Source organism: Streptococcus oralis, assembly GCF_016028255.1.
Taxonomy (GTDB): Bacteria; Bacillota; Bacilli; order Lactobacillales; family Streptococcaceae; genus Streptococcus; species Streptococcus oralis_AC.
This window is the reverse complement of record NZ_CP065707.1, coordinates 284591-311355: the sequence shown is the minus strand read 5'-3', so window position 1 is coordinate 311355 and position 26765 is coordinate 284591. Positions and strand designations below refer to the sequence as shown.

At 38.7% G+C, this 26765-nt stretch carries 25 protein-coding genes; 16 read left to right on the top strand and 9 right to left on the bottom strand.

Annotated features, from left to right (window positions below):
• The first annotated feature begins 48 nt into the window (after window positions 1–48).
• The 14 genes from I6G42_RS01535 (at window position 49) to I6G42_RS01470 (ending at window position 12866) form a co-directional block, all read left to right on the top strand.
• Complete coding sequence (locus tag I6G42_RS01535) at window positions 49–1533, top strand: ABC transporter substrate-binding protein (RefSeq protein ID WP_000800423.1); 1485 nt, start codon at window positions 49–51, stop codon at window positions 1531–1533.
• A 158-nt stretch (window positions 1534–1691) separates the two neighbouring features.
• Window positions 1692–2381 carry a CPBP family intramembrane glutamic endopeptidase gene (locus I6G42_RS01530; protein ID WP_038804723.1) on the top strand — a complete coding sequence of 230 codons (690 nt, stop codon included), beginning with the start codon at window positions 1692–1694 and terminating at the stop codon, window positions 2379–2381.
• A gap of 68 nt (window positions 2382–2449) precedes the next feature.
• Entirely contained in the window at window positions 2450–2746 is a 297-nt protein-coding gene (locus I6G42_RS01525; protein ID WP_038804721.1) for a bacteriocin immunity protein, read from the top strand.
• Window positions 2747–2877: 131 nt separating this feature from the next.
• A complete protein-coding gene (locus I6G42_RS01520; RefSeq protein ID WP_038804719.1) occupies window positions 2878–3864 on the top strand; it encodes a rhodanese-related sulfurtransferase in 987 nt (328 codons plus the stop codon).
• A 156-nt stretch (window positions 3865–4020) separates the two neighbouring features.
• Window positions 4021–4824 carry a helix-turn-helix transcriptional regulator gene (locus I6G42_RS01515; RefSeq protein ID WP_038804718.1) on the top strand — a complete coding sequence of 268 codons (804 nt, stop codon included), beginning with the start codon at window positions 4021–4023 and terminating at the stop codon, window positions 4822–4824.
• A 56-nt stretch (window positions 4825–4880) separates the two neighbouring features.
• The gene (locus I6G42_RS01510) at window positions 4881–5297 is read left to right on the top strand and encodes a VOC family protein (protein ID WP_038804716.1); all 417 of its coding nucleotides are present in this window, start codon (window positions 4881–4883) and stop codon (window positions 5295–5297) included.
• Window positions 5298–5306: 9 nt separating this feature from the next.
• Window positions 5307–5666, top strand: coding sequence for a TfoX/Sxy family protein (locus I6G42_RS01505; protein ID WP_038804715.1), 360 nt, complete (start codon window positions 5307–5309; stop codon window positions 5664–5666).
• Window positions 5667–6389: 723 nt separating this feature from the next.
• Window positions 6390–7250 carry a DUF4299 family protein gene (locus I6G42_RS01500; protein ID WP_038804714.1) on the top strand — a complete coding sequence of 287 codons (861 nt, stop codon included), beginning with the start codon at window positions 6390–6392 and terminating at the stop codon, window positions 7248–7250.
• A gap of 154 nt (window positions 7251–7404) precedes the next feature.
• Window positions 7405–8328: a helix-turn-helix domain-containing protein gene (locus I6G42_RS01495; RefSeq protein WP_038804712.1), complete on the top strand. Its 924-nt coding sequence runs from the start codon at window positions 7405–7407 to the stop codon at window positions 8326–8328.
• 93 nt (window positions 8329–8421) lie between these two features.
• Window positions 8422–8643: a hypothetical protein gene (locus I6G42_RS01490; RefSeq protein ID WP_038804710.1), complete on the top strand. Its 222-nt coding sequence runs from the start codon at window positions 8422–8424 to the stop codon at window positions 8641–8643.
• Window positions 8644–8673: 30 nt separating this feature from the next.
• Window positions 8674–9537: an ATP-binding cassette domain-containing protein gene (locus I6G42_RS01485; protein ID WP_038804709.1), complete on the top strand. Its 864-nt coding sequence runs from the start codon at window positions 8674–8676 to the stop codon at window positions 9535–9537.
• A 23-nt stretch (window positions 9538–9560) separates the two neighbouring features.
• Complete coding sequence (locus I6G42_RS01480) at window positions 9561–10253, top strand: ABC transporter permease (RefSeq protein ID WP_038804708.1); 693 nt, start codon at window positions 9561–9563, stop codon at window positions 10251–10253.
• Window positions 10254–10261: 8 nt separating this feature from the next.
• Window positions 10262–10843 carry a hypothetical protein gene (locus tag I6G42_RS01475; RefSeq protein WP_038804706.1) on the top strand — a complete coding sequence of 194 codons (582 nt, stop codon included), beginning with the start codon at window positions 10262–10264 and terminating at the stop codon, window positions 10841–10843.
• The gene (locus I6G42_RS01470; protein WP_068981907.1) at window positions 10836–12866 is read left to right on the top strand and encodes an ATP-binding cassette domain-containing protein; all 2031 of its coding nucleotides are present in this window, start codon (window positions 10836–10838) and stop codon (window positions 12864–12866) included. The genes I6G42_RS01475 and I6G42_RS01470 overlap by 8 nt, the downstream gene beginning before the upstream one ends.
• Before the next feature lie 228 nt (window positions 12867–13094).
• On the opposite strand, the gene I6G42_RS01465 is transcribed toward I6G42_RS01470, so the two are convergent.
• The 6 genes from I6G42_RS01465 to I6G42_RS01440 form a co-directional block, all read right to left on the bottom strand.
• Entirely contained in the window at window positions 13095–14057 is a 963-nt protein-coding gene (locus I6G42_RS01465) for a DUF6574 domain-containing protein (RefSeq protein ID WP_038804705.1), read from the bottom strand.
• A 62-nt stretch (window positions 14058–14119) separates the two neighbouring features.
• Window positions 14120–15052: a DUF4097 family beta strand repeat-containing protein gene (locus I6G42_RS01460; protein ID WP_038804704.1), complete on the bottom strand. Its 933-nt coding sequence runs from the start codon at window positions 15050–15052 to the stop codon at window positions 14120–14122.
• On the bottom strand, window positions 15045–15638 hold the full coding sequence (locus I6G42_RS01455) for a DUF1700 domain-containing protein (protein ID WP_038804703.1): 594 nt from the start codon (window positions 15636–15638) through the stop codon (window positions 15045–15047). The genes I6G42_RS01460 and I6G42_RS01455 overlap by 8 nt, the downstream gene beginning before the upstream one ends.
• Window positions 15625–15951: a PadR family transcriptional regulator gene (locus tag I6G42_RS01450; protein WP_038804702.1), complete on the bottom strand. Its 327-nt coding sequence runs from the start codon at window positions 15949–15951 to the stop codon at window positions 15625–15627. Before I6G42_RS01450 ends, I6G42_RS01455 begins: the two co-directional genes overlap by 14 nt.
• Before the next feature lie 155 nt (window positions 15952–16106).
• Entirely contained in the window at window positions 16107–19955 is a 3849-nt protein-coding gene (locus I6G42_RS09995; RefSeq protein WP_232234404.1) for a DUF2971 domain-containing protein, read from the bottom strand.
• A gap of 203 nt (window positions 19956–20158) precedes the next feature.
• Complete coding sequence (locus I6G42_RS01440; RefSeq protein WP_038804701.1) at window positions 20159–21325, bottom strand: CynX/NimT family MFS transporter; 1167 nt, start codon at window positions 21323–21325, stop codon at window positions 20159–20161.
• Window positions 21326–21546: 221 nt separating this feature from the next.
• On the opposite strand from I6G42_RS01440, the gene I6G42_RS01435 reads away from it, so the two are divergent.
• Together I6G42_RS01435 and I6G42_RS01430 are read left to right on the top strand one after the other, a co-directional pair.
• Entirely contained in the window at window positions 21547–22377 is an 831-nt protein-coding gene (locus I6G42_RS01435; RefSeq protein WP_038804700.1) for a glycosyltransferase, read from the top strand.
• 79 nt (window positions 22378–22456) lie between these two features.
• Window positions 22457–24307, top strand: coding sequence for a nucleoside-diphosphate sugar epimerase/dehydratase (locus tag I6G42_RS01430; RefSeq protein ID WP_038804699.1), 1851 nt, complete (start codon window positions 22457–22459; stop codon window positions 24305–24307).
• Between the two features lie 95 nt (window positions 24308–24402).
• On the opposite strand, the gene I6G42_RS01425 is transcribed toward I6G42_RS01430, so the two are convergent.
• Genes I6G42_RS01425 through sdaAB form a run of 3 tightly spaced genes read right to left on the bottom strand, consistent with a single transcriptional unit; the run spans window position 24403 to window position 26607 of the window.
• Window positions 24403–25032, bottom strand: a complete 630-nt coding sequence (locus tag I6G42_RS01425) for an HAD-IA family hydrolase (protein WP_038804698.1) — start codon at window positions 25030–25032, stop codon at window positions 24403–24405.
• A gap of 22 nt (window positions 25033–25054) precedes the next feature.
• Complete coding sequence (gene sdaAA / locus I6G42_RS01420; protein WP_038804697.1) at window positions 25055–25927, bottom strand: L-serine ammonia-lyase, iron-sulfur-dependent, subunit alpha; 873 nt, start codon at window positions 25925–25927, stop codon at window positions 25055–25057.
• Window positions 25928–25935: 8 nt separating this feature from the next.
• A complete protein-coding gene (gene sdaAB / locus I6G42_RS01415) occupies window positions 25936–26607 on the bottom strand; it encodes an L-serine ammonia-lyase, iron-sulfur-dependent subunit beta (protein ID WP_038804696.1) in 672 nt (223 codons plus the stop codon).
• Window positions 26608–26765 lie beyond the last annotated feature (158 nt).

Sequence of the window (26765 nt, the reverse complement as noted above, 5' to 3'; positions counted from 1 at the left end):
ATCATTAAATCGTTTATAAGTTTAAAAATAAAAAAAGGAGTTTTTATCATGAAAAACTGGAAAAAATATGCTTTTGCATCTGCTAGCGTAGTCGCTTTGGCTGCAAGCCTTGCCGCTTGTGGAAACCTTTCAGGTAACAACAAAAAAGCTGCTGACTCAGCTTCAGGTGATAAACCTGTTCTTAAAATGTACCAAATCGGTGACAAACCAGACAACTTGGATGAATTACTAGAAAATGCAAACAAAATCATCGAAGAAAAAGTTGGTGCTAAATTGGATATCCAATACCTTGGATGGGGTGACTACGGTAAGAAAATGTCAGTTATCACATCATCAGGTGAAAACTATGATATCGCCTTTGCAGATAACTATGTTGTAAATGCTCAAAAAGGTGCTTATGCGGACTTGACAGAATTGTACAAGAAAGAAGGAGCAGAGCTTTACAAAGCACTTGACCCAGCTTACATCAAAGGGAACACTGTAAACGGTAAGATTTACGCTGTTCCAGTTGCAGCCAACGTTGCATCATCTCAAAACTTTGCCTTCAACGGCGCTCTTCTTGCCAAATATGGCATTGACATTTCAGGTGTCACTTCATACGAAACACTTGAACCAGTCTTGAAACAAATCAAAGAAAAAGCTCCAGACGTAGTACCATTTGCGGTTACGAAGAACTTTATTCCATCTGATAACTTTGACTACCCAGTGCCAAACGGACTTCCATTCGTTATCGACCTTGAAGGAGATACTACTAAGATCGTAAACCGTTACGAAGTACCTCGTTTCAAAGAACACTTGAAGACTCTTCACAAATTCTATGAAGCAGGATACATTCCAAAAGACGTAGCAACAAGCGACACTTCATTTGACCTTCAACAAGATACTTGGTTCGTTCGTGAAGAAACAGTAGGACCAGCTGACTACGGTAACAGCTTGCTTTCACGTGTTGCTAATAAAGATATCCAAATCAAACCAATCACTAACTTCATCAAGAAAAACCAAACAACACAAGTTGCTAACTTTGTCATCTCAAACAACTCTAAGAACAAAGAAAAATCAATGGAAGTGTTGAACCTCTTGAACACTAACCCAGAACTCTTGAACGGTCTTGTTTACGGTCCAGAAGGCAAGAACTGGGAAAAAGTTGAAGGTAAAGAAAACCGTGTCCGCGTCCTTGATGCTTACAAAGGAAACACTCACATGTCAGGTTGGAACACTGGTAACAACTGGATCCTTTACATCAACGAAAACGTTACAGACCAACAAATCGAAGATTCTAAGAAACAATTGGCAGAAGCTAAAGAATCTCCAGCGCTTGGATTCATCTTTAACACTGACAGTGTGAAATCTGAAATCTCAGCAATCTCTAACACAATGCAACAATTCGATACAGCTATCAACACTGGTACTGTAGACCCAGATAAAGCAATTCCAGAATTGATGGAAAAATTGAAATCTGAAGGTGCCTACGAAAAAGTATTGAACGAAATGCAAAAACAATACGACGAATTCTTGAAAAACAAAAAATCATAAGATCGATTGATTTCGTGTATTCATTCCTAATTCCTAAAAATGTGATCACTGCCTTCCTTAGTTCTCTAGGGGAGGTAGTGATTTTTAGGATGTAAAAATGAAAGTAGCAATTCTGAGAGTTTAGGTGATGGGATACACATATATATAGGGGATTTATTATGAAAAAATATCGTCTTCTTTTCAAAATGAGTGCTGTCTTCTCTTACCTATTTTTCGTATTTGGTCTTTCTCAGCTGACTCTTATCGTCCAAAACTATTGGCAATTTTCTTCTCAGATAGGAAATTTCTTCTGGATTCGAAATATCTTGAGTTTGCTATTTAGTGGAGTCATGATTTGGATTCTGGTTAAGACAGGCCATGGTTATCTCTTTCGCATTCCAAGAAAAAAATGGCTTTGGTATTCGATTTTGACAGTATTAGTGGTAGTGCTCCAGATCTCTTTTAACGTTCAGACAGCTAAACATGTCCAGTCAATTGCGGAAGGTTGGGCTGTATTGATTGGTTATAGTGGGACTAACTTTGCAGAGCTAGGTATTTATATAGCCCTGTTCTTTCTGGTTCCACTGATGGAAGAGTTAATCTATAGAGGATTACTGCAACACGCTTTCTTTAAGCATTCGCGATTTGGTCTTGATTTGCTTCTTCCTTCTATTTTATTTGCTCTCCCTCATTTTTCAAGCCTGCCTAGTCTGTTAGATATCTTCGTCTTTGCAACAGTTGGGATCATCTTTGCTGGTTTGACCCGCTATACCAAGAGCATTTATCCATCCTATGCAGTGCATGTGATCAATAATATTGTAGCGACCGTGCCATTTTTGCTGACTTTTTTACATAGGGTGTTTGGGTAAAATATTGGCGCGAGAGTGAGGAATTATAGTTTTTCAATTTATAAGTGAGTTTCTGGAGGAAAATGAGAATGACATCATTAAAATGGTTTGCTGGAGGAAGTGAAAGGCGTTGTGAAGCGATGGCTATTATAGATCATCTATTGGAAGATATAAAGGATGCGCCTCAACTTTCTCCCTTGAAAAATCAGTTAGTGATTTATAAAAAACGATTAAAGGACGATGGAACCTCTACTCCATTTATTCTGAGCCAAATGAACGTTGACATCTCACGTGTGTTGATTGATAACAAGCTAAGTTTGTCAAAAAGTCAAGCCGAGCAAATAAAAAAATTGAGAGAATTATCTGCGATTCGCTATGGTTACTGATGAAGTGCAGGGGTAGGACTCTTTCTACAATTTCCGGTCAAATAAATTGCAATCACTTTCCCAAGTGGGTATACTAGTATAGTTAGATGAAAAATTCTGAAAATTTAAGAATAGAAAAGAGAACAAATCTTATGGCAAAAGATATTCGTGTCTTACTTTACTACCTCTATACTCCAATTGAAAATGCAGAGCAATTTGCGGCAGATCACTTGGCTTTCTGTAAATCAATCGGCCTCAAAGGTCGTATCCTAGTCGCTGACGAGGGAATCAACGGAACCGTTTCGGGTGACTACGAAACAACTCAAAAATACATGGACTACGTTCACAGCCTCCCAGGAATGGAAGACCTCTGGTTCAAGATTGACGAAGAAAATGAACAAGCCTTCAAGAAGATGTTTGTTCGCTACAAGAAAGAAATTGTCCACCTTGGTTTGGAAGACAACGACTTTGACAACGACATCAACCCACTTGAAACAACAGGTGCTTACTTGTCTCCAAAAGAGTTCAAAGAAGCCCTTCTTGACGAAGATACAGTTGTCCTTGACACACGTAACGATTATGAGTACGACCTAGGACACTTCCGCGGAGCTATTCGCCCAGACATCCGCAACTTCCGTGAGTTGCCACAATGGGTTCGTGACAACAAGGAAAAATTCATGGACAAACGTGTCGTGGTTTACTGTACAGGTGGAGTTCGTTGTGAGAAATTCTCAGGCTGGATGGTTCGTGAAGGCTACAAAGATGTCGGTCAGCTTCATGGCGGTATCGCAACTTACGGTAAAGATCCAGAAGTTCAAGGCGAGCTTTGGGATGGGAAAATGTACGTCTTTGACGAGCGTATCGCAGTCGATGTCAACCATGTTAACCCAACCATCGTAGGGAAAGACTGGTTTGATGGAACACCATGTGAACGCTATGTCAACTGTGGAAATCCTTTCTGTAACCGTCGTATCCTAACATCAGAAGAAAATGAAGACAAGTACCTTCGTGGCTGCTCACACGAGTGTCGTGTTCACCCACGTAACCGCTATGTTTCAGAAAATGAATTGACACAAGCAGAAGTTGTTGAGCGCCTAGCAGCTATCGGTGAAAGCTTGGAAACATTGGTGGCTCAGTAATTTAGTCGTGAAGATAAAAAACTTTAGGCGGATAGCGTCTAAAGTTTTTTCATTATTTATTTAAAGCTTAGATTTTCATTATTCAGGTTTCGATTTTTTGTCCTTTCTTTTTGATGTGATATAATGGGGTTGAATAAATGGGAAAGGAGCAGGTCTATGTCTAAAGCTATTATGGAAGAAGTGGCAGCCTATCTGCGTCAGCATGCAGATGAAGAGCTGAGTCTGACCGATTTGGCTGAGCATTTCCATTATAGTCCTTTCCATCTATCCAGAACTTTCAAGAAAAAGATGGGATTTTCTATCAAGCAATATGTGGAAGCTCTTAAGATGGAAAAAGGAATTCAGGAGATTGTAGAAAGCCGGCAAAATGTGACCGAGACATCTATGGAAGCTGGTTATGATAGTCTAGGCAGTTTTTCCAATACTTTTAAGCGGCATACTGGACTTTCGCCTAAAAAATACTACCAAGAATCAACCAAGGCTTATGATTTTATGGTAAAACAGCTAGATGAGAAGGGAGCTTTGTTACATCAGAATCCCGACTGTAAAAGTGACAATAGGCTGACTGTGGCGCTATCTTATCCTGAGGGGTATGAACCACGCCTTAGCTGTGTCGGGTTGTTTAAAACCCGAATACCCAAAGAAGAGCCGGTTATCGGAGTAGCACTGAGTCAGGAGAGCCGGTTTACTTTTGAAAATGTACCCGATGGTCGCTACTATCTTTTGGCCTGTGAATTGCTGGAAGATTTACGCCTAACTAAAAACTATGTCTTGAAGCATAACTTTCGCTGGGGCAGCGATGAGCCTCTCACTTTTGCAGGCGATAGCATCTATCAAGAGGAAATCAGCATGCGCAGGCCCTTGCCCAGTGATCCACCTATTACAGTTAATCTTCCAGTTTTAATCATGCGTTCCCTAGCCAAACAAGCGCAATTGAGAATAAGAAAATTTTTATCCTAATTGATAAACTGATACTAGAGATTTATTCTCAGATATAAAAAATTGGAGGAACAATAATGAAATTAGACGTGTTTTTAAGTTTTAATGGTCAGGCCGAAGAAGCTTTTCGTTTTTATGCAGATCTTTTTCAGACAGAGATAAAGGGACTTGTCCGAGCCAGTGATATGATGGATCCAGCTGACCTTCCTGCAGCAAAACGGGATAAGATTGCTTGGATTGCCTTAGATACGGAAAACTTGACCCTGAATGGTGAGGATGTAGGCATTTTTAACGACCTATCTATTCCTAGCAATCATCAGCCCAATCAATGGTTAGTTCTGAGCCCAGACAGTAGAGAAGAAGCCGATGAGCTTTTTGCTAAGCTTGCTGAAGGTGGACAGATTCTCTATGCTCTAGAGAATCAATTTTTTGCTAAGTTTTATGCCCGCTTAATTGACCGTTTTGGTATCGGCTGGGATGTGATGATGAATTAGAGGAGAGCGATGGCGTATAGTAAATCTTTAGCTCAACAGATTCGTACCATTTTAGCTACTGAACTTCCTCCTCATGTTTTTGAAGAAGAGGTAGAAGAGAAGAAGATGTTTGGTGGTTTGGCTTTTATGGTCCAAGGTAAGATGACCGTTACTGTGAGTTCGAGAAGTCAAGAGCTTGTCATGGTCCGCATTGGTAAGGAAATGGAAAAGCAGGTCCTGCCTAAAAATGGTGCCAGTGTGACTTTAATGAAGGGTAGGCTTTATCATGGCTATATTGATTTAGATGGTGAAGCACAAAAAGAACTGTCTTACTGGATCAAGCTAGCCTTGTCCTACAATCAGGAGCTGACGCAGCAGGATAAAAAGTAAGAAGAGCTCAGAATGAGTCTTGCTTTCTTAGAAGTTTATTCATTGCCTTTTTATGAAATTCAGATATATTCTCAGAATATGTATTGATTTTGTGACTTTAATTAGCAAGATTTTATGAAAATAAATCCTATACGAAGAAATGATGCTAAGAAGGAACATATAGGCAATTAAATTGATAAGCAAATTAAAAAGATATATGAGATTATAAAGAAATACTTACCTTTAGTTATAAGCGTAATATAGACGAAATGCTTGAACATCTAAGTTACGATTCCAATTATTCGTGTAGATACTTTGATAATAAGGAAGAAAAAATAAAATTTTCAAAGATTCAATTTGTAATAATTGATAAGGAAGAGGTTATTTTTGTCTCATCATCTTATGCGTCTTATCCATATTCTTTGAAAGGAATTGGTGGGGGTATTTAGAAAATATTTTGAACAAGCATGGCAGTTAGCTACAAAATTAAAGTCGGATAGCAATATAGATAAGGACAGTATAAGCTATATAGAATTTACTTACAGAAAATAAAGACGATTCCTTTGGTCGTCTTTATTGCATTTCTAGGGTGTGTGAATACCGATTACTTTTAGTCTGCTGAATGTCAAGCAATTTTCAGGGGCTGTTTTTCTATGCTTTTTATCTAAAAATCTAAAGTTTGTTTCTGTATCTTTCAGGAAAATAGGTTATACTATATGTAAACGATTTCAAAGGAGGCCAGTTATGGCGAAAACATTTTTTATCCCAAATAAAGAAAGCATTCTAGGACAACAGGAGGTCTTGACTGCCAAGTCTATCTTGGCCTTGGTGGAAGGCTTGGAGTCACACAGTTATGATGCGGTCTATCTCCGTCAGCCCCTCAATCGTCTCGAGTATATCGAGTGTGGGATTGTAGGTCAGTCACAATTTCTCTTCAAGGTGAACTATGCGGATAGTCGAAAAGGCTATCAAGTGGTGATTCCAGACTTCCTTACTAGAGCGGACTGGGAGATTGTAGAAGCTCTCCTCCAAGCCCTATCGAGCAAGTTGGGGCAAGTGGTAGAAGGGCTAGAAGGGTTTGAATTTGAAGCTTATTTCCGACAAACAGTTCAGAATTATCTAGCGGATAAGGCGGCTCGTCTAGTATACTGCCAAGGGCTCTTGTCCCCTATCTATCTCAACAAGGAATACCTCGAGAGCTTTTTGGTTGAGAACGGACTGGTACGTTTTGAAGAGCTGGTCAAGAAAGTTCAAGGATCTGATGCCTACCTTGCCAGTGTGAGATTTTACCCAGATGCTCAAGGCAAGGTGCACGGTATCTATCACCTAGCCCAGGGAGTCAAGACGATTTTGCCAAAGGAACCCTTTGTACCAGCATCCTATACGGAGCAACTGGCAGGCAAGGAGCTTGTTTGGGAGATTGACCTAGTGAAGATTTCTGGTGATGGGTCCAAAGTAGAAGACTACGAAGCCATCGCTCGCTTGGATTATGCAAGATTCCTAGAGTCGCTACCAACAGCATTTTACCACCAACTAGATGCCAATCAACTAGAAGTACAAGCCATTTTGGGAAAAGATTTTGAAGAATTGGCACAAGAAAAGTAAAGCAGGTCAACTGCTATTTAGCATGCGAAAGATAGTTTAGCTTAGTTAGGTTTTGTAATGTGAAATTTCAAAAATTGCTTAGTTCAATGAAAAATAGTATAATATAACAAAAAATAGAATATTGTTCGTTAAATAATGATCAGGAGATCTTGAGATGGATATCAAGAAGGAAGTAGGTAAAAGAATCCGAATGTTGCGAGAGATGAAACATCTCACTCGTGAAACTCTTTGTGATGATGAAACCGAGATAACAGTACGCCAATTAGCACGGATTGAATCAGGGCAGTCTTCCCCAAGTTTATCTAAGGTAGAGTATATAGCTTACAAACTAGGCTGTCCAATTTCACATATAGTAGATATGGATCATATGATTTTACCTTCAGAGTACTTGATATTAAAGGATAAACTTATTAAGTTTCAAACTTATGGAGATGATGACAGAATTCATATTAAAGAAGAGTTGTTTGACAGAGTTTACGAACACTATTATGATAGTCTACCTGAGGATGAGCAGATTGCAATCAGCGCCTTACAAGCTAGTTTTGATGTCTTTGTAAGTGAAGATGCAGGGTTTGGTGATGCTTTGCTTGATGAGTATTTTGAACAAGTAAAGATAAGAAAAAATTACTCGGTAAATGATTTGCTTCTCATAAAATTGTACTTGGTTTCGTGTTTAGCAAGACCGACTGAGTATCATCGTGAACTATTTTGGGAACTTTCTAAAAAACTTCTGAGAGAAACGAATTCATCCGATTTAGAGACAGCCTATATGTTAAAGAGAACGGTGCTTGATTCTTTAGCTGTTCAATGGATGGAAAAATCTTACTCCACTTTTGAGCCTTATGTTAAGGCGATGAACACGCTGATGATTTTATCGCAGGATTTTCAAAACAAGCCAATTGTTGATATGCTAGATGCTATGTGTACTTTATTTCATAAACAGGATAAGGAAAAAGCTATCTACTTATATGATAGAGCCGTTATTTGTGCTCAAGCATTTGGAGACCAAGTATTAGAAGCGCGTATATTGGGAGAAAAAGAAAAAGATATAAAAACTTTTGAGGAAATGAAGAGCTGACATGACATTTTTGTCATGTTTTTTTGTTTTTGAAAGCGTTAAGCTAGAGATGTAATGAAGGGTTAATTGAGTTATTTAGAGTAGGAGGAAGAGATGGAGAATCTGAGTATCTCGCTAGAGACTTTTACACAGACTCGCCACAGTTTGGTGTTTCGAAATAACACGACTGAGCAAAAGTTGGTAGAGATAGCGATAAATAACGAAGTCTTTCGCCTAGCTATTTTAGATGCAGGCGAAGAGCGAGTTTTAATTCTGCCTGAAGAGGTTACAGATGTTAGGAATTTTGGGATTTCAGAGGTGGAGGATAATTCATGAAACCAAAAGATATAATAAAGGAGAGAAACTATGAATCGTGTGATTTTAAGTCTTAAACATATCGATAAAACATATGGGAAAGAACAGGTTCTTCATAATGTTTCCTTTGATATTGATCAAGGAGAAATATGTGGTCTTATTGGTGAAAATGGTGCTGGAAAGACAACATTAATGAGAATTCTCCTAGGACTAATTCGGGCTGATAAGGGAGAAATCAAGAGTGTTTCTCAGCATAAGATTGGCAGTATTATCGAATCACCTGCCCTCTATCCAAACCTGACTGGACGCCAACACTTGCAATATTACAAGACAAGATTTGGTTTAAAGACAGATATCATAGAAATGTTGGAATTGGTTCGCCTACCCAAACCATCATGGGATCGAAAAGTGAAAAACTATTCTCTTGGCATGAAACAAAGATTATCGATAGCAATTGCTCTTCTGGATAATCCAGAGCTCATTATCCTAGACGAACCAGTGAATGGTTTAGATCCTCAAGGGATTTCAGATTTAAGAAAAATGATTTTGAGTTTAAGGGATCAGTTAGGAGTTACTTTTTTAATCTCGAGTCATATTCTGTCAGAATTGGAATTTATAACAGATAAGTATATCATCATGAAAAAAGGAAAGATTCTAAATGTGACGAGTTCACAAATGCTAGCGAATGATTTATCTGAAAAAATTTTCCTAAAGACAAGTGATAATCAGATTCTAAAAATGTTTTTAGAAAAAGAGGGCATTGTTCATTTTGAGCAGGATGACTATCTGGTTGTTACAGAAAAGGAAAAATTAATGGCTATCTTGGAATATAGTATTGGTTCAAATCTAGTGATACAGGATATTTATATTAAGAAGGAACGCTTTGAGGACTACTATTTGCGTAATATTATCTGATGATTTAAGAAAGGAGGAGAGTCATGAATTCTCTTAAGGCAGATATGTATAAATTTTACTGGGAAAAAAGAGGAGTGCTTCCTAGTTTGTTGATAGGGTTATTAGTTTTGTTATTCTCCTTATTTTTTAAGTCATCAAATGAAAATGAGCCGGCATTTCGAGTGTTGATTTCAAACGTGAGTGGTTTTATTCCGTTGCTTTTCATCTCTTCCAATTTATTTTTCTGGGGAGAAGATTATAGTTTCCGTACGATCAATATTCTGCTCACAAAAGAAAAACAACGATGGAAGTTATTTTTATATAAAACTTTGGGAACCTTTTGTTTGTCTTTATTATATGTGTCTATTTTTTATAGTTTGGCAGCTCTTGTTTATTTAGAAGGGGACATGGTGTTGATTGTTTCGACATTTTTACACCAGCTACCATACTATTTTGTCATTATAAGTGTCTCGTTATTGATTTTTCAAATATTTGATAAGGTTTATGAATCATGTATGATTTATACACTCTACATTTTACTATTTGATAACCTATTGGCTTACGTCCTTCCAAATTCTGGTGAGAGTGTGAAAGACTATTTACTTATGACTTTAAATTTGAAAGCTTCCCCTGGGGTAAGTCAATTTACCTTTACGAACGTATGCTACCCTATAGTGGTGAGTATAGCAGTACTTGTGCTTGCGTTAGCTGTATTTAATAAAAAAGAATTTAAGTAGGAGGACTAATGATGAAAAAAATAGGAATTGTAATTGGGCTGCTGTTACTGTTTGTAGTAGCTGGAATTTTATTAACTTTAAAAAGAGGAGAGACGACAATCAGTTTGAAACAATCATGGACTCTCTCTTCTAAAAGTATTAAAACGTTAGAGTTTTATGGCTCAAAGCAAGCAATTGATGTTAAAGTTGTCAAGAGTGAATCAGATGAAACAAGTGTTCAAATAGAAGGAAAAGTTTCCGAAGAATCAGCGAATAATATATCTAAAAACGTTAAAATGAGTTCAGATAGTCTATATCTACCATTTTCACAACATGGTTTTAATTTGGCTCTGAGTTCAGAAGGAAAAGACAAGTTATATGTAACTATTTCCTTAGGAAAAAATACTACTTTCGAAAAAATATTTATAGATACTCTTGTTGGCGATGTATCTATTACAGTTCCTAAAGATTTTGATGGGATTTATACTTTACATACAAACAATACAGGAGAAATTTTAAGGGTTCCTACCACAAATCAAACTTCTAATAGCGTCATTGAAGTTGATGGCTATAGTAAGATAAGTGTTGAAAAAGGAGAAAAAAATGGTTAGTCACTATAAACAAGCAACTTTGCTGGATTGTGGAATGGCTTGTGTAAAGACAATCATTTCTTATTATTTCCCCAAATTAGAACATCTGGATAGTCTACAATTTGATAACAATAGTCACCAAGGATTGTCTTTGTTTGATATAGAAGGTATACTAAAAAACTATGGTATTGATGCGGATTCTTATCAAATTGACACTCCTAGTTTGTTAAATAACGTATCATTTCCTTATTTGATGATAGTAGAAAGAGCTGGTTTACCTCATTATATTGTTGTATTAGATGGAGACAGTAATTCATTGACTGTTTCTGATCCTGCGAATGAAGAAATTGAGAAAATTTCAAGATTAGAACTTTTTAGTCAGAGTGTAGGAATTGTTTTAATTCCTCAAAAGAATGAGAATGTTAATTCAGAAGATAGAAAAGATATTGTTACGATAAGCTATGCAGATAAGTTATATCATAGATTTCTAGCTTCACTTGGTTGGAAGAGAAAGTTTGCAATCTTTTTCTTGGGAATAGCCAAAATTATCTTACCAGTTACTATTGCTTTTTTTCTACAAATAACGATGTCTAATCTGCTTAATATTCAGTTTAGCTTTCAGCTATTTAGTCTCGCTTCAATAATATTAGGTTCATATTTGTATTGGCAGTTTTCTATATTGGAAACAAGATTAAAAGGAAAGATTGAAAATGATTTTTTAAATGATATTCTGTCCTCTTTTTATCAGAACCAATTAAATGATTTTTCTTTAACTAAGAATTATGAGTATGTTAGTAGTTATTTTTGGAATTTGTTGTTATCAGCAACAGGTATTATGCAAAAATTTTACTTAAAGGTACAACTTTTAGTGTTTTGCTTGCTACTATTATTGCTATTAAAATTGAATATCATTATTTTCGCAGTTACAAGCTTATCTATAGTTATTCTTGGCTTATATGTAAATTTTGAGATACGAAAAGTTGTAAAAAATCAGCGAGAATTTATTGCTAAGAGTTCTAACTTTAGTTCTCTTGTAGAAAATACAATTTATGGTTTGCAAGATATTATAAGTTTCCAAAAATCTAGCGACTTTATCAAAGAATTTAATGAAAGACTCAATGAACTGTTGGGAACGAAACTAGATAGTACACATATTACCAATAGATTATTAGCTTCTACTCAGATATTTATTGGTTTAACTGGTTCATTTTTGATTGCTACTATAATTTCTATGAGAGATTATGAACATATAGCAGAGTATGCAAATAGTATTTTGATTCTATTACTTTTATCTAGCATTTTAAGTTCTTTAATTACATCTTGGGTAGCATTGAAAAAAAGTCAATATTCCTTTGAGTTTATCGGAACAGAGGAGGTAGAAGCGAAAAGGGATGTTGTTCCTATTTCAGTAGCTAAAATTAAACAGTTGTCCTGCCATGATTTATCTAAAAAATGGGATGAAAGATTGATATTTAATAAATTAAATTTGGAATTTAATAGTGGTGAACTAACAGTTGTTACAGGTGGTAATGGAACAGGCAAATCATCTCTTTTGAATATTATTCAGGGATTATCTTCTCCAACAGAGGGTGATATTGTACTGAATGGAATGGAAAGTTTTTCTACTTTAGAGGAGACTAATATTTTGGATTATTTAAGCGTGTATTCATCTGAATTTCATGTATTCCCTGGAAGTGTTTCAAAAAATATTAATTTCACCCTATTTAATAAGGAAAACTATGAATCAAATAATCTTGATAGTCTGAATCTCAATGTATCTCTGAGTCATCAGATTGATGGGAAAGCCACCAATATTTCGCAAGGTCAGAAACAAAAAATTCTACTCATGAGGAGTTTATCACAAGAAAAGGACATCTATCTATTCGATGAGCCTACAGGAAATTTGGACAGAAACTCAACTGAATTATTTCTAAATGAGGTTGAGAAATTAGTGAACGAGGAAAAGATTGTTATTGTCGTGACTCATGATAAGGATGTTATTGCTAGAGCAAGCAAAGTTATTAATATGGATGAATTTCATTAAAAGTTAAAAAATGGAGATTGGTGGTTTCTAATCTTCATTTTACCTATAACTAATTTGTATAATATTTGGAATAACGAGTTTCATAGCAATGTTATCATACTACTGAACTCTAGTAATAAAACCCATCCTAGGACAAGATTTTGAAGGATTGGCAAGCATCGAATAGACATTGTTCAAAAAAGAGTAAACATAAAAATCCCTGTCATTAACAAATGGCAGGGATTTTGGTTAAAAGAAGGTCAGGATGCGAAGGTAGTCAACTGTCAGCGCGAGCTCTGCAATGAAGAAGGGTAAGAGAATAGCGCCATCAAGTAAGACAGCTAGCAAGAATCGATAAAATGGGTCAAGGCTACTGGTCTTACTTGGCTTGCTAATCACAAAGAGATTTCCAAGGGCAAAGATGGCCATGCTTAGAAGAGTGAGGATACCAGCAAATCGCAAGCCACCAAAGAGTGCAAAGAAACTTGCTAGAGCTGTTAGGACAAGTGGGATAGCAAAGAGTCTGCTATACCGATCGCAAGCTTCTTGGAAGGTGAAGTCGCTCTCCTGGTCCAGTACACGTCGGACAGTAAAGCCTCCCAAAATGATGGAAAAGTAAAATAGAGCGCTAGCGACCAAGATGGAGAGTCCAGCAAAGAGATCTAAAGGAGGGAGCTGGTTAGGTAAACTATTGGCAATAGATGCCATATAGCCGTAGTAGAGGTGCTTGATATGATAGATACTAAAGAAAAGGTTAATTGAGGATAGCAAAGTGAGCAGGGCAAAGACACTATAACGATGCTTTTGGTCCGTATTCTTGCTGGCAGTTGGTTCTTGGATAGCATCCAGTAGCCAAGTCCAAAATAGTGCGATTTCTTCTTTGAATCGGGCAGTTTTACGAGGGTCAATATCTGGGATATAGGGGCTTTCTAAAGCCTTGCTGAGGATACTTTTCTCTTTTGCAGGGTTTTCTTGTTTGTGTTCCTCTTCAGCTTTTCCTTCTCCCTCTTCCTCGGTTTGGGTTTCCTCGATTATTTCGGGAGTTTCCTCCTCATGCGTTTCCAGTTCTTTAGGTGAGACAGGTGTTTCTTCGCTTACTTGTAGTTCGGTCTTCACAGTTTCCGAAGTCTCTGGCTCGTTGGGCTGGATTTCCGATTTTGTCTGAGGTAATTTCTTTTCAAGATCGGCACTTTCAAACCATTCTTGTGTCATGGTGGAACCTCCTTTTTTATGGTCGTTTTCTATCTTTAGACTAGCAGATGAGAGCGTTTTTGTCAATGGTTTCTAGGTGGAGCAGAGTATTCTTCTTCCTTGGGTAGGTAGATATCCTGGCTGGCCCTTATAATGAGCAGGTCCTTGACATCTGCTTTTTCAGTTTTGTAAGGGTTGGCAAGTTCATTGTCTTTTTGTCTAGGGTGTTCTCTGTATGCTTTACGATAAATACCGCCATGCTTAGAAGAAATGTCTAAATTGATACGATCGAATTCTGTCTTAGAAAGAAAGAGTCTTAAGTCGTTATGAGAGTCTAGCTCAACCTTACCGTGAAACTGGATATTCTCAGCATAGATGTGTTCCCCTTCCGTCTTGACCTGGCTATCTGTCAATTCTGTATCAAAAATATTGATAATACTAGGTGTCGTTAGTATACTGTTCTTGATGGAGCTTTCTGTTATTCTTAAGTGGTAGCCTTTTGTTTTGATTGTCGCATTTTCAAGGGTGACTTGACGGATGGAGGTCTGTCCACGATTGGCCGAGACATTGATAGCTTTCAGAGTTCTCCCTTTAGGTAAAGAGAGAATAACTTCATTAAAACGGTTGGAATAACTGCTGGCAATACGAAGTAGGCCTTCGATTCCTGAACCGAGAAAACGATGTTGGGAGGCTTGTTTGTCAGTGACGCTCAGTGTTTTGTCACTCATGCCAGTAGTCAGATCATGACGGCCAGACATGGACGGATGATAGGTGATGTGGATCTTGTCATCTACAGACTCTGTGATGGTTAGGCTGTGTTCTTCAAGGGTCAAATCAAGTTTTTCCACTTCGCTTCCGAAGGTCACTTCTTCGATACGATTGTCATAGACGGGGTCTTTTGACATGGCAAGCAAACTTTGAATACCATTGGACTGGGCGCCTACAATAATCATGATAAAACCAAGGATCGTGGAAACTACACCAAAGATGAGAAATCCTTTCGTCAATTTACGCATGTCTGTCACCTCTCTTTCCTTTTTTAAGAATCCATTGCACCAAGCGGACGACCAGAAGGCCAAAGAAACGAGCTACATAGGAGATGCCTAGTAGAACAAGAGAAGAAGCACCGATAGCAAGCAAACCAGCCCCGAAAATCAAGATAAAGGCGGATTTGGCTTCGACTAGGATACTAAAACTCTCTACGATAAAGAGTCCGCCCAGTAGGATACCTGTCACAGAGACAGTAAAGAAGGCTAGAATGACAGAGGCAGCTGCGATAAAAAGCCCGATAATGGTTAAGATAATTGCAATTCCAACAGGAATTCCGATAGGGGCTGCTAGTAAGGCAAGTAGGGCAATGTGTAGCAGTTGACGGTCATTCTTTTGAGCAGGTGCTTCATTGACTTTCTTGTCGAGGAGGTTAGAGAGAACATCATGAGCCGCTTCTTTTGGTGTTCCCAGACTAGCGATAAGCTCTTCTTCGCCCTCTGGACCTGCATCGTCAAATAGTTCCTTAAAGTAGTCCATGGCTTCGATGCGGTCAGCTTCAGGTAGTTTATGGAGATAGGTTTCTAACTGAGTCAGATAGTCAGTTCTTGTCATGGCGGATACTCCCTTCTATGATGCCGTTGATGGTGTCGGTATAGAGCGTCCACTCTTCCTTTAGAGTAATGAGCTGCTCTACGCCCTGATTGGTCAAGGAGTAGTATTTGCGCATACGCCCCTGAAACTCTCTAGAGTAGGTGGTCAGAAAGCCACTGGCTTCCAATTTTTTGAGAATGGGATAGAGCGTAGATTCTTTTATATTGGCGATGAGTTTAATGGTTTGGCTAATCTCATAACCATAAGAATCTCCCTGCTCCAGTACAGCCAAGATGAGAAACTCGATCAAGGCAGAGGATGTTGGGAAGTACATGGGAAACCTCCTTTTTATTATATAAAAATTTTATATATACTCTTTTCAAATATATTGTATCTCAATATGAAAGCCCTGTCAAGAAATATGTGTAAAAATTTTATATATAAAAAACTCCTAGTATAAACTAGAAGTTTAGAGGATGTTGCCAGTCTTTATCTAAATTTTATCATAGATTTCTTATACTTAATTTTCTTATCCAAAAGTTTCAATAAAGGAGTCACGTACTCAGGATTCGGAAACTTAGGACCGAAAATGACTTCCCCAATTTGAATTGGATTCTCCCGTTCTATATAAAGTTTACCTACTCCAGAGGTTTTGTCAATTTTGATTTCCTTATTACTTGGGTCTAGATTAGCATAGCGTAAGATACGCAGTTCATTCTCATATTTATAATCTACAGATTTAAACAAGTAACGAATTTCTTCTATACATTCAGCAATAGCATTTTGATAGTTCTCCTCTGTGACTTTTGAACCGATATCTAGTTTTTCTTTTAAATTATTCAACAATTTTTCTAATTTATCTATTTCCGATTTCTCAAATAGTTCAGTTTGTTCTAGTTTTAAATTTTCCCCTATATGCTTAACATAGGCAATTCGGTAAAGATAATCGTTATTCCGTTTTGGTACATTCTCTTTTTTTTCAGATTTCGACCTTTTTTCTTCATCTATAATAGCTACAGTTGGTTTAATATTATTTAATTCATTTGGTGAGCCTTTTAAATCATACGATAGAGTAGATTCTACCTTATTCATTGTCTCTACTAAGGGGATGGCCTCTTTACGCCAAGAAACATCATTGAAGGAAGTAAATCTAGAAAAATCATCTTCACGAAGTACCAAACAAACGCCTTTGGCATCATCACCATACTGGGACCACATGGCCAAATCATCCGTTTTGTTTGTAAAACTCATTAAAAACCATGAGCTTGGCTCCAAAACATCTCGTCTATCTAAGCCCAATATCTGTTCTATGACGATTCCTTCTTCAGGATCATTCATATAATTAGCATTATACAATCGAGTTTTTCCAGATACCGAAAAAGTACTTTTCTTCTTTTCATTCTCCTCTTTCTTCTTTTCATTCTCCTCTTGATCTAACATAATTTGGAGAGTGCTTCCCTTGGTGTAATGGCCGAATTTAAGCACCTGATTTTTATCTTCGTCTTTTAGTCCCAATTGATACTTGATTTTTTGAACAAGTTGATAAATTGATAGCAAGTTCCTTAGTTCACTCGAGTCTTCTTTATAACGCTTTACCCATGTTTTTAAAATAGCATATTTAGTATTCTTTAAAAGACCTTCTTTTAAGATAAAGTTGAATAGCTTGTACTCATCACGGTCACAAACATTATCATCACGGAAAAATAAATCATCAAAATTTTGTATCATAAATTTTGAAAATTTTTCATAGAGTTTTTTAATTATTTTTGTGGTTTGAAGACGTTCATCTAACTCCGTTTGATGATTAAATAAGCTTGCTAAGAACATACCATATATAAAAGCAATTTCTTCGGATTCTCGGAAAGGTTCATGTTCATACAATTCCTGTAATTTCTTAGCAGTGGTTTCGAGTTTATTTAACTCAGTCTGCTTGGCTGCTAAATTGAACAAAATCCTAGCATACCGCAAAGCTATATCAGGGGATTCAGGGAATTGTTGATGCAAGACCTTTAATTTTTCAACAGTAGCTTCGATTTCATTCAACTCCGTCTGCTTGATTGATAAATTAACCAAAATCATAGCATACTGCAAAGCTATATCAGGTGAATCCTGGAATTGTTGCTGTAATTTCTCTAATTTTTCGACAGTAGCCTCCAGTTCTTTTAACTCCGTCTGCTTGGCTGATAAATTAACCAGAATCTGAGCATACTGCAAAGCTATATCAGGGGATTCAGGGAATTGTTGATGCAATCCCTGTAATTTCTCAACAGTAGCCTCCAGTTCTTTTAACTCCGTCTGCTTGATTGATACATTGAACAAAATCTGAGCATACCCCAAAGCTATATTAGGCGATTCGGGGAATTGTTGATGCAATCCCTGTAATTTCTCAACAGTAGCCTCCAGTTCTTTTAACTCCGTCTGCTTGATTGATAAATTGAACAAAATCATAGCATACATTTCTGCTATATCAGGCGATTCAGGGAATTGTTGATGCAATCCCTGTAATTTCTCAACAGTAGCCTCCAGTTCTTTTAACTCAGTTTGCTTGGCTGATAAATTAACCAGAATCTGAGCATACTGCAAAGCTATATCAGGTGATTCAGGGAATTGTTGATGCAATCCCTGTAATTTCTCAACAGTAGCCTCCAATTCTTTTAACTCAGTCTGCTTGATTGATAAATTGAACAAAATCTGAGCATACTGCAAAGCTATATCAGGCGATTCAGGGAATTGTTGATGCAATCCCTGTAATTTCTCAACAGTAGCCTCCCGCTCATTCAACTCAGTCTGCTTGATTGATAAATTGAACAAAATCTGAGCACACTGCAAAGCTATATCAGGTGAATCAGGGAATTGTTGATGCAATCCCTGTAATTTCTCAACAGTAGCCTCCAGTTCTTTTAACTCAGTCTGCTTGATTGATAAATTAACCAAAATCTGAGCACACTGCAAAGCTATATCAGGTGAATCAGGGAATTGTTGATGCAATCCCTGTATTTTTTCAGCAGTAGCCTCCCGCTCATTCAACTCAGTCTGCTTGGCTGCTAAATTGAACAAAATCCTAGCATACCGCAAAGCTATATCAGGGGATTCAGGGAATTGTTGATGCAAGACCTTTAATTTTTCAACAGTAGCTTCGATTTCATTCAACTCCGTCTGCTTGATTGATAAATTAACCAAAATCATAGCATACTGCAAAGCTATATCAGGTGAATCCTGGAATTGTTGCTGTAATTTCTCTAATTTCTCAACAGTAGCCTCCAGTTCTTTTAACTCAGTCTGCTTGATTGATAAATTAACCAGAATCTTAGCATACTGCAAAGCTATATCAGGTGAATCCTGGAATTGTTGCTGTAATTTCTCTAATTTTTCGACAGTAGCCTTCCATTCCTTCAACTCAGTCTGCTTGATTGCTAAATTGAACAAAATCCCAGCATACCGCAACGCTATATCAGGCGAATCCTGGAATTTTTGCTGTAATTTCTCTAATTTTTCGACAGCAGCCTTCCATTCCTTCAACTCAGTCTGCTTGATTGCTAAATTGAACAAAATCCCAGCATACCGCAACGCTATATCAGGCGAATCCTGGAATTGTTGCTGTAATTTCTCTAATTTTTCGACAGCAGCCTTCCGCTCTTTCAACTCAGTTTGCTTGGTTGATAAATTAACCAAAATCATGGCATAACGTAAAGCTATATCAGGCGAATCCTGGAATTGTTGCTGTAATTTCTCTAATTTTTCAGCAGTGGTCTCGATTTCCTTCAACTCAGTTTGTTCGGTTGACAAATTGAACAAAATCATGGCATACTGCAAAGCTATATCAGGCGAATCCTGGAATTGTTGCTGTAATTTCTCTAATTTTTCAGCAGTGGTCTCGATTTCCTTCAACTCAGTTTGTTCGATTGACAAATCAACCAAAATCATGGCATAACATAAAGCTATATCAGGTGAATCCTGGAATTGTTGCTGTAATTTCTCTAATTTTTCGACAGTAGTCTCGATTTCCTTCAACTCAGTTTGCTTGGTTGATAAATTAACCAAAATCATGGCATAACATAAAGCTATATCAGGTGAATCCTGGAATTGTTGCTGTAATTTCTCTAATTTTTCAGCAGTGGTCTCGATTTCCTTCAACTCAGTTTGTTCGGTTGACAAATTGAACAAAATCCCAGCATACCGCAACGCAATGTCTTCTGATTCAGGATATTGTTCATAAATTATTCTTGCTTTTTCTGCTAGAGCTTCATAGTCAGTCTGATCTATCTCCTTTGCTGATAAGTCAAAGAACCTATCTAACTCTGCTAAACTTTCTTTCAAATTGTATTTCTGTTCATCCATTCTATGTACCTCGCTTGAAATAGTAGCTATCTTATAAACTAATTTATTTTTCGCATGACAATTAGTTTCTATACATCTTATTATATCAAAAACACTACCTTTCTGCTAACAGATGGATGGTGCTTTTTCTTGATAGAAACGCCTAAAAAACCAGACAGAGTCTGGCTTTGCATTGTTTATATCTGAGCAGTATTTTAGAAAAATTAAAGGATTTTATCCGCCCGATCTACCATAAAGAGTGAGATGGTCAAGATGATATCGATGGCTAGAAGGGCAAGGACAGCTGGAACCCAAGATTGGAAAAGGTCAAAGCTATAACCAAACAAGGTAGGACCAAAGGCCGCCAAGATGTAGCCCCCTGTTTGCGCCAGGCCTGAGAGTTGCGCAGTCTTTTCAGGCGAGCTGGTCTTAAGTGAGAAGCAAACCATGAGATAAGGAAAGAGGGCGCTACATGCTGTCCCAATCAAGAGGTGAGCGACTAGCCAGTAGAGGAAGTTGTCGCTTGGATACAAGAGCATGGCAATTCCTATCATACCAGCGATAGAGATAACTGCCAGCATGATTTGACGGTGACCGTCTGACAAACGAGTTGTTAGACTTGGGATGGTCATGGAAAAAGGAATACTGATCAGTGAGAAGATAGAAGCTAGAAGAGCCGCATCGCTATTAGAAAGACCAGCACTAATAGCCATAGTTGGCAACCAAGTCATACTTGTATAAAAGAGCAAGGACTGAAGCCCGCCAAAGATAATGATAGCCCAGACATCTTTACTTTTTAGAATATTTTCTTTGACTTGCTTTTCTTTTTGGCTTTCTAGGTGGTGGTTGTGGCGATGATTTGGCAACCAGACTAGCAGAGTGACCAGACATAGAAAGCTGAGAACGAGGATCAAGCCCTTCCAAGAACTAGCTTGAGTGATAGGGACAGAAAGATAAGAAGCGATAGCTGTCGAAATTCCCATAGCAGTGACATAGAGTGTTGTTAGGAGACTGATCTTTTTAGGCTGATTTGCCTGAATCATACTAGGGAGAAGAACATTAAAAATGGCGATGCTCGCACCGATAATCAGAGTTCCTAGATAGAGAAGGGGAAGATTGAAGATACGAATGACAGAGCCAATAGTTAAGAGAAGGAGACAGTAAGTAAAGAGATGCTCTAGTCCAATCTTTTGCGCCAAGCGACTCGCACAAGCCGAGAAAAGAGCAAACATCAAGAGAGGGAGACTGGTTAAAATCCCAAGGGAACTGACCTCAACTCCTAGTCCCTGAGCAATGTCTCCTAAAATAGTTGGTAAAGCAGTAAAAGGAGAGCGCAAAACAGTCCCGATTAAGACAATTCCAAGAACAAAAAAGAGTGATTGTTTTTTCATGAAAACCTCGATAAGATGATTTTAATAACAGCTTATTTTAAGGTTTTTTCTATATAATGTCAAGTAAAGACGGGGAGGAAAGCTGGAAAGATTTAACTGAAAATATACAGAAAGGAGACAGATTTCTTTACTAGAATTTTCCTTGATTTGAGATAAAAATAGGAAACTAAGAAATTTTGTGATAAAATAGTGGAAGGAAATCTATAAATTGGAGAAAAACTGTGTCTGAAAAGCAAAAAATCAGCGTCTTGATGTCGGTCTATGTAAAGGAAAAACCGACATTTTTGAGAGATGCTATCAAGAGTATTCAAAACCAGACCTTGAAACCAAGTGAGCTTGTTCTTGTTGAGGACGGGCCGCTCACGCCCGAACTCTATCAGGTGCTAGATGAAGTGGAAGCGCAGTCAGAGATTCCAGTTAAGCGTTGCCCTTTAGAAGAAAATCAAGGTTTGGGTTTGGCTCTTCGATACGGTGTTTTACAGTGTCAGTACGATATCATCGCTCGCATGGATACAGATGATATAGCTGTTCCGGATCGTTTTGAGAAACAGCTTCAGCTAATGGAGAAAGAAGATCTCGATCTCTTAGGCGGACATATTGCAGAATTTATTGACAATCCTGACGAGATTGTGTCTTATCGTCGTGTTCCAACTCAGCACGCAGACATTGTGGCCTATCAGAGAATGAGAAGCGCCTTTAACCACATGACAGTCATGTTCAAAAAGGATATGGTTCTCAAGGCAGGTAACTACGAAGACGGACTTTATATGGAGGACGACCTCCTCTGGCTCAATATGATTGCCGCAGGTGCCAAGACTGGAAACTTGGATCAAATCTTGTGTCAGGTTCGTGTCGGTGCAGGGATGTTTGAGCGTCGAGGTGGTTTGCGCTACCTCAAACTCTATCGCCAAGCTCGTCAGCGTATGCTTGAAAGAGGGCAAATTTCCTACATGGAATATGCGAAAAGCATTGCCATTCAGGTCATTGTTGCACTTTGTCCAGGCTTTGTACGTCAGTTTATTTTTGTAAAATTATTAAGAAAAAATAAATAGTATTGTAAAAGATAAAATAGCCCAAAAATGTTATAATAACAATATATGTTTAAATTCTTTTAAGAAAGAGTAAATTCCTATGAATAAAAAACTAACAGATTACGTGATTGATCTGGTTGAAATTTTAAATAAACAGCAAAAACAAGTATTTTGGGGTGTATTTGATATTATTAGTATGGTGGTTTCCATCATCGTGTCTTACATTCTCTTTTATGGCTTGATTAACCCAGCGCCTGTGGACTATGTTATCTATACTGGTTTGGCTTTCCTCTTCTATCAAATCATGATTGGATTTTGGGGGCTCAATGCGAGTATTAGTCGCTATAGTAAAATCACAGATTTCTTAAAAATCTTTTTTGGCGTAACCGTCAGCAGCATTGTCTCTTACGGACTTTGCTACGCTTTTCTTCCTCTATTTTCTATCCGGTTCATCATACTCTTTATCTTATTGAGTACCTTCCTGATCTTACTCCCTCGTATCACTTGGCAGTTGATTTATTCTAAGCGCAAGCAGGGAAGTGGAGAGGGCGAACACCGCCGTACTTTCTTGATTGGTGCTGGTGATGGTGGGGCCCTCTTTATGAACAGCTACCAACACCCAACTAGTGACCTTGAGTTAGTGGGAATTTTGGATAATGATGAGAAGAAAAAGGGACAAAAACTAGGTGGAATTTCCGTTTTGGGTTCTTATGATAATCTGCCTGAATTGGCCAAACGCCACCAAATCGAGCGCGTCATCGTAGCCATTCCTTCGCTTGATCCGTCAGAGTACGAACGCATCTTGCAGATGTGTAATAAGCTAGGCGTCAAATGTTACAAGATGCCTAAGGTTGAGACAGTTGTTCAAGGGCTCCATCAACCAGGTAGTGGTTTCCAGAAAATTGATATCACAGACCTTTTGGGCCGTCAGGAAATTCGTCTTGACGAATCGCGTCTTGGTGCAGAGCTTACAGGCAAGACCATCTTGGTGACAGGAGCCGGCGGTTCGATTGGTTCAGAGATTTGTCGTCAGGTCAGTCGCTTCAATCCTGAACGCGTGATTTTGCTGGGCCATGGTGAAAATTCAATCTATCTCGTTTATCATGAATTGATCCGTACATTCCAAGGGATTGATTATGTTCCTGTTATTGCAGATATTCAGGACTATGATCGTCTTCTACAAGTGTTTGAACAGTATAAACCAGCCATCGTTTACCATGCTGCAGCCCACAAACACGTTCCGATGATGGAACGCAATCCAAAAGAAGCCTTCAAGAACAATATCCTTGGAACCTATAATGTTGCCAAGGCTGTTGATGCAGCCAAAGTACCTAAGATGGTCATGATTTCGACTGACAAGGCGGTCAATCCACCGAATGTTATGGGCGCAACCAAGCGCGTGGCAGAATTGATTGTCACTGGCTTTAACCAACGTAGCAAATCAACCTACTGTGCAGTTCGTTTTGGGAATGTTCTCGGTAGTCGTGGTAGTGTGATTCCTGTCTTTGAACGTCAGATTGCTGAAGGCGGCCCTGTAACAGTGACAGACTTCCGTATGACACGTTACTTCATGACCATTCCAGAGGCCAGCCGTCTGGTAATCCATGCTGGCGCTTATGCCAAGGACGGAGAAGTCTTTATCCTCGATATGGGCAAACCAGTTAAGATCTATGACTTGGCTAAGAAAATGGTGCTTCTAAGCGGACACACAGAAAGTGAAATTCCAATCGTTGAAGTTGGGATTCGCCCAGGTGAAAAACTCTATGAAGAACTCTTGGTTTCGACCGAATTGGTTGATAACCAAGTCATGGACAAGATTTTCGTTGGTAAGGTAAATGTCATGCCACTAGAAGCCATCAATCAGAAAATTGAGGAGTTCCGTTCACTCAGCGGAGATGAGCTCAAAGAAGCCATCATTTCCTTTGCAAATGAGACAACCCATGCTGAGTAAGAGTGACTCATGTAATTGATCATAAATCAAAGACCAAGGTTTTGTGTAGACAGAACCTTGGTCTTTTTACTCTGTAGTTTGAAGCTATTAGCTTGTTATAGCTGACTGATGATATCATCGATTGTATGGGCAATCCAGTCAGGATGATAGCTGAGTAAATCAGCTTCTTCTCCAAATCCCCAAGTGACAGCGAACTTTTTAATGCCAGTTTCTTGAGCTCCGATCATATCAAACTTAGTATCCCCGATGATGAGGACTTGGTCTGCAGGGAGTTGATGTGTCTGCAAGGCATAACGGATGACATCCGCCTTGTGTAGTGTTTCAGGACTAGAACCGTAAATGCCATCAAAGAAATGATGAATTCCCAGATTTTTAGTCATATCATGAGCAGTAGGAGTATTCTTTGTAGTGGTGATGTAGAGAGGATAGTTTTGCGAGAGTTCTTGAAGCAATTCCGTTATTCGGGGGAAGAGTTGCGCTTCGTGGATCCCTTTTTTCTTGTAGTAAGAACGGTAGGTTTGAACAGCTTCCGAGATTTGCTCCTTTGGGAGACAAGTTGCAAAGCTAGTTTCAAGCGGTGGACCCATGAAACCACGAATGGTTTTAGCATCAGGAGTCGGGACTCCCAGTTGTTCAAAGGTATGAGTAAAGGAATTGTGGATCCCGATAGAACTGTCAACGAGTGTTCCGTCTAGATCGAAAAAGATGGCTGAGATTGATGACATAGTTTCTCCTATTAGATGAGGTTTATTCTCCGAAGATTTCTTTTTGTAGGCGACGACCAGTAGGTGTGGCAGCGAGTCCACCCTCAGCCGTTTCTCGGAAGGCAGTTGGGAGGCTGGATCCGACTTGGTACATGGCATCTATGACTTCGTCAACAGGAATCTTAGACTCGATACCTGCCAAGGCCATATCTGCCGCGATAAAGGCAAAGCTGGCTCCCATAGCATTGCGCTTAACACAGGGAACCTCGACCAAACCAGCGACAGGGTCACAGATGAGGCCCAGCATATTTTTAATGACAAAGGCAATGGCTTGACTAGCCTGATAGGGGCTTCCACCTGCAGCCAAGGTCAAGGCTGCGGCACTCATGGCAGAGGCAGAGCCAACCTCGGCCTGGCAGCCACCTTCAGCGCCCGAGATAGAGGCATTGTTTGCGATAACTAATCCAAAGGCACCAGCAGCAAAGAGGAAATCCAGCTGTTCTTCGTGGCTGAGGTCAAGTTTTTGGATAGCTGCAGTAAGAACGGCAGGTAGACAGCCAGCACTTCCTGCGGTTGGAGTGGCGCAGACCAAGCCCATTTTAGCGTTGTGTTCATTGACCGCGATGGCATTTCGGGCAGCTGATAGGATGGTAAAGTCAGACAAGGCCTTGCCACTTTTGAGATGGCGATCTAGCTTGGCTGCATCGCCACCCGTTAAGCCACTACGAGATTTGTTTTCACTAAGACCGAGCTCGACAGAGGCTTTCATGACTTCTAGATTGTGCTCCATGAGGAGGAGAACTTCTGCACGTTCCCGGCCGGTCAGTTCATATTCTGTCGCGATCATGAGTTCTGCGACATTTCCTTGGAAGTCTAGATCTGCTTGCTCAACCAATTCTTTGATAGAATAAAACATGTTTCCTCCTACTTAAAGAAATTGACATTGTGGAGATGAGGAATTTTTCGGATTTCTTCAATTGCCTCTTCGCAACTTCGACTATCGACTTCGATGATCATGATGGCTTTTTCTCCAGCTTTTTCCCGAGTTACATTCATCTGAGCGATGTTGATATCGAAACGAGAGAGGGCTTCAGTAACGTGGGCAATCATACCTGGAACATCCTGATGTACAATGATGATGGTCGGTGTGTTCATGTTAAGAGAGACAGCAAAGCCGTTAAGTTCCGTAACTTGGATATTTCCCCCACCGATAGAAATCCCTGTCACACTGATGGACTTGTGTTCATTCTTCACAGTAATTTTAGTGGTATTAGGGTGAGGAGCATTGCTGTCTTTCTGAATGGTCCAGACAATCTTGATACCACGTTTATGGGCAATTTCAAGGCTATTTGGAATGTCGGGATCGTCCGTATCCATACCTAAAATTCCAGCGACGAGAGCAAGGTCAGTTCCATGACCACGGTAGGTCTTGGCAAATGAATTAAATAGTTGAAATTCCACCTCTGTCGGTCTATCACCAAAGATGGAAGACACGATTTTTCCGATACGAACCGCACCAGCTGTATGGCTACTTGATGGGCCAATCATGACAGGGCCGATAATATCAAAGACAGATTGAAAACGAAGTGAGTGCATCTGTTTCCCCTTACAAAGATTCTTGTTTCTATTATATCAAAGAATGAAGTTCTGTGCTTATTTCCCTTATAAAACTGAAAAAATGGATAAAAATGGTATAAAATCTTGTCTTTTATGACAAAAATATCAATGTTTCAGTAAATATAAAATATTTTTGT

Coding starts and splice junctions, on each gene's coding strand:
- I6G42_RS01505 (WP_038804715.1), top strand. CDS start 5,307: ATGGCGTATAGTAAATCTTTAGCTCAACAGATTCGTACCATTTTAGCT.
- sdaAA (WP_038804697.1), bottom strand. CDS start 25,927: ATGTTTTATTCTATCAAAGAATTGGTTGAGCAAGCAGATCTAGACTTC.
- I6G42_RS01490 (WP_038804710.1), top strand. CDS start 8,422: ATGGAGAATCTGAGTATCTCGCTAGAGACTTTTACACAGACTCGCCAC.
- I6G42_RS01520 (WP_038804719.1), top strand. CDS start 2,878: ATGGCAAAAGATATTCGTGTCTTACTTTACTACCTCTATACTCCAATT.
- I6G42_RS01525 (WP_038804721.1), top strand. CDS start 2,450: ATGACATCATTAAAATGGTTTGCTGGAGGAAGTGAAAGGCGTTGTGAA.
- I6G42_RS01535 (WP_000800423.1), top strand. CDS start 49: ATGAAAAACTGGAAAAAATATGCTTTTGCATCTGCTAGCGTAGTCGCT.
- sdaAB (WP_038804696.1), bottom strand. CDS start 26,607: ATGCACTCACTTCGTTTTCAATCTGTCTTTGATATTATCGGCCCTGTC.
- I6G42_RS01455 (WP_038804703.1), bottom strand. CDS start 15,638: ATGACAAGAACTGACTATCTGACTCAGTTAGAAACCTATCTCCATAAA.
- I6G42_RS01465 (WP_038804705.1), bottom strand. CDS start 14,057: ATGACACAAGAATGGTTTGAAAGTGCCGATCTTGAAAAGAAATTACCT.
- I6G42_RS01530 (WP_038804723.1), top strand. CDS start 1,692: ATGAAAAAATATCGTCTTCTTTTCAAAATGAGTGCTGTCTTCTCTTAC.
- I6G42_RS01480 (WP_038804708.1), top strand. CDS start 9,561: ATGAATTCTCTTAAGGCAGATATGTATAAATTTTACTGGGAAAAAAGA.
- I6G42_RS01500 (WP_038804714.1), top strand. CDS start 6,390: ATGGCGAAAACATTTTTTATCCCAAATAAAGAAAGCATTCTAGGACAA.
- I6G42_RS01425 (WP_038804698.1), bottom strand. CDS start 25,032: ATGTCATCAATCTCAGCCATCTTTTTCGATCTAGACGGAACACTCGTT.
- I6G42_RS01430 (WP_038804699.1), top strand. CDS start 22,457: ATGAATAAAAAACTAACAGATTACGTGATTGATCTGGTTGAAATTTTA.
- I6G42_RS09995 (WP_232234404.1), bottom strand. CDS start 19,955: ATGGATGAACAGAAATACAATTTGAAAGAAAGTTTAGCAGAGTTAGAT.
- I6G42_RS01510 (WP_038804716.1), top strand. CDS start 4,881: ATGAAATTAGACGTGTTTTTAAGTTTTAATGGTCAGGCCGAAGAAGCT.
- I6G42_RS01475 (WP_038804706.1), top strand. CDS start 10,262: ATGATGAAAAAAATAGGAATTGTAATTGGGCTGCTGTTACTGTTTGTA.
- I6G42_RS01470 (WP_068981907.1), top strand. CDS start 10,836: ATGGTTAGTCACTATAAACAAGCAACTTTGCTGGATTGTGGAATGGCT.
- I6G42_RS01440 (WP_038804701.1), bottom strand. CDS start 21,325: ATGAAAAAACAATCACTCTTTTTTGTTCTTGGAATTGTCTTAATCGGG.
- I6G42_RS01485 (WP_038804709.1), top strand. CDS start 8,674: ATGAATCGTGTGATTTTAAGTCTTAAACATATCGATAAAACATATGGG.
- I6G42_RS01515 (WP_038804718.1), top strand. CDS start 4,021: ATGTCTAAAGCTATTATGGAAGAAGTGGCAGCCTATCTGCGTCAGCAT.
- I6G42_RS01495 (WP_038804712.1), top strand. CDS start 7,405: ATGGATATCAAGAAGGAAGTAGGTAAAAGAATCCGAATGTTGCGAGAG.
- I6G42_RS01460 (WP_038804704.1), bottom strand. CDS start 15,052: ATGCGTAAATTGACGAAAGGATTTCTCATCTTTGGTGTAGTTTCCACG.
- I6G42_RS01450 (WP_038804702.1), bottom strand. CDS start 15,951: ATGTACTTCCCAACATCCTCTGCCTTGATCGAGTTTCTCATCTTGGCT.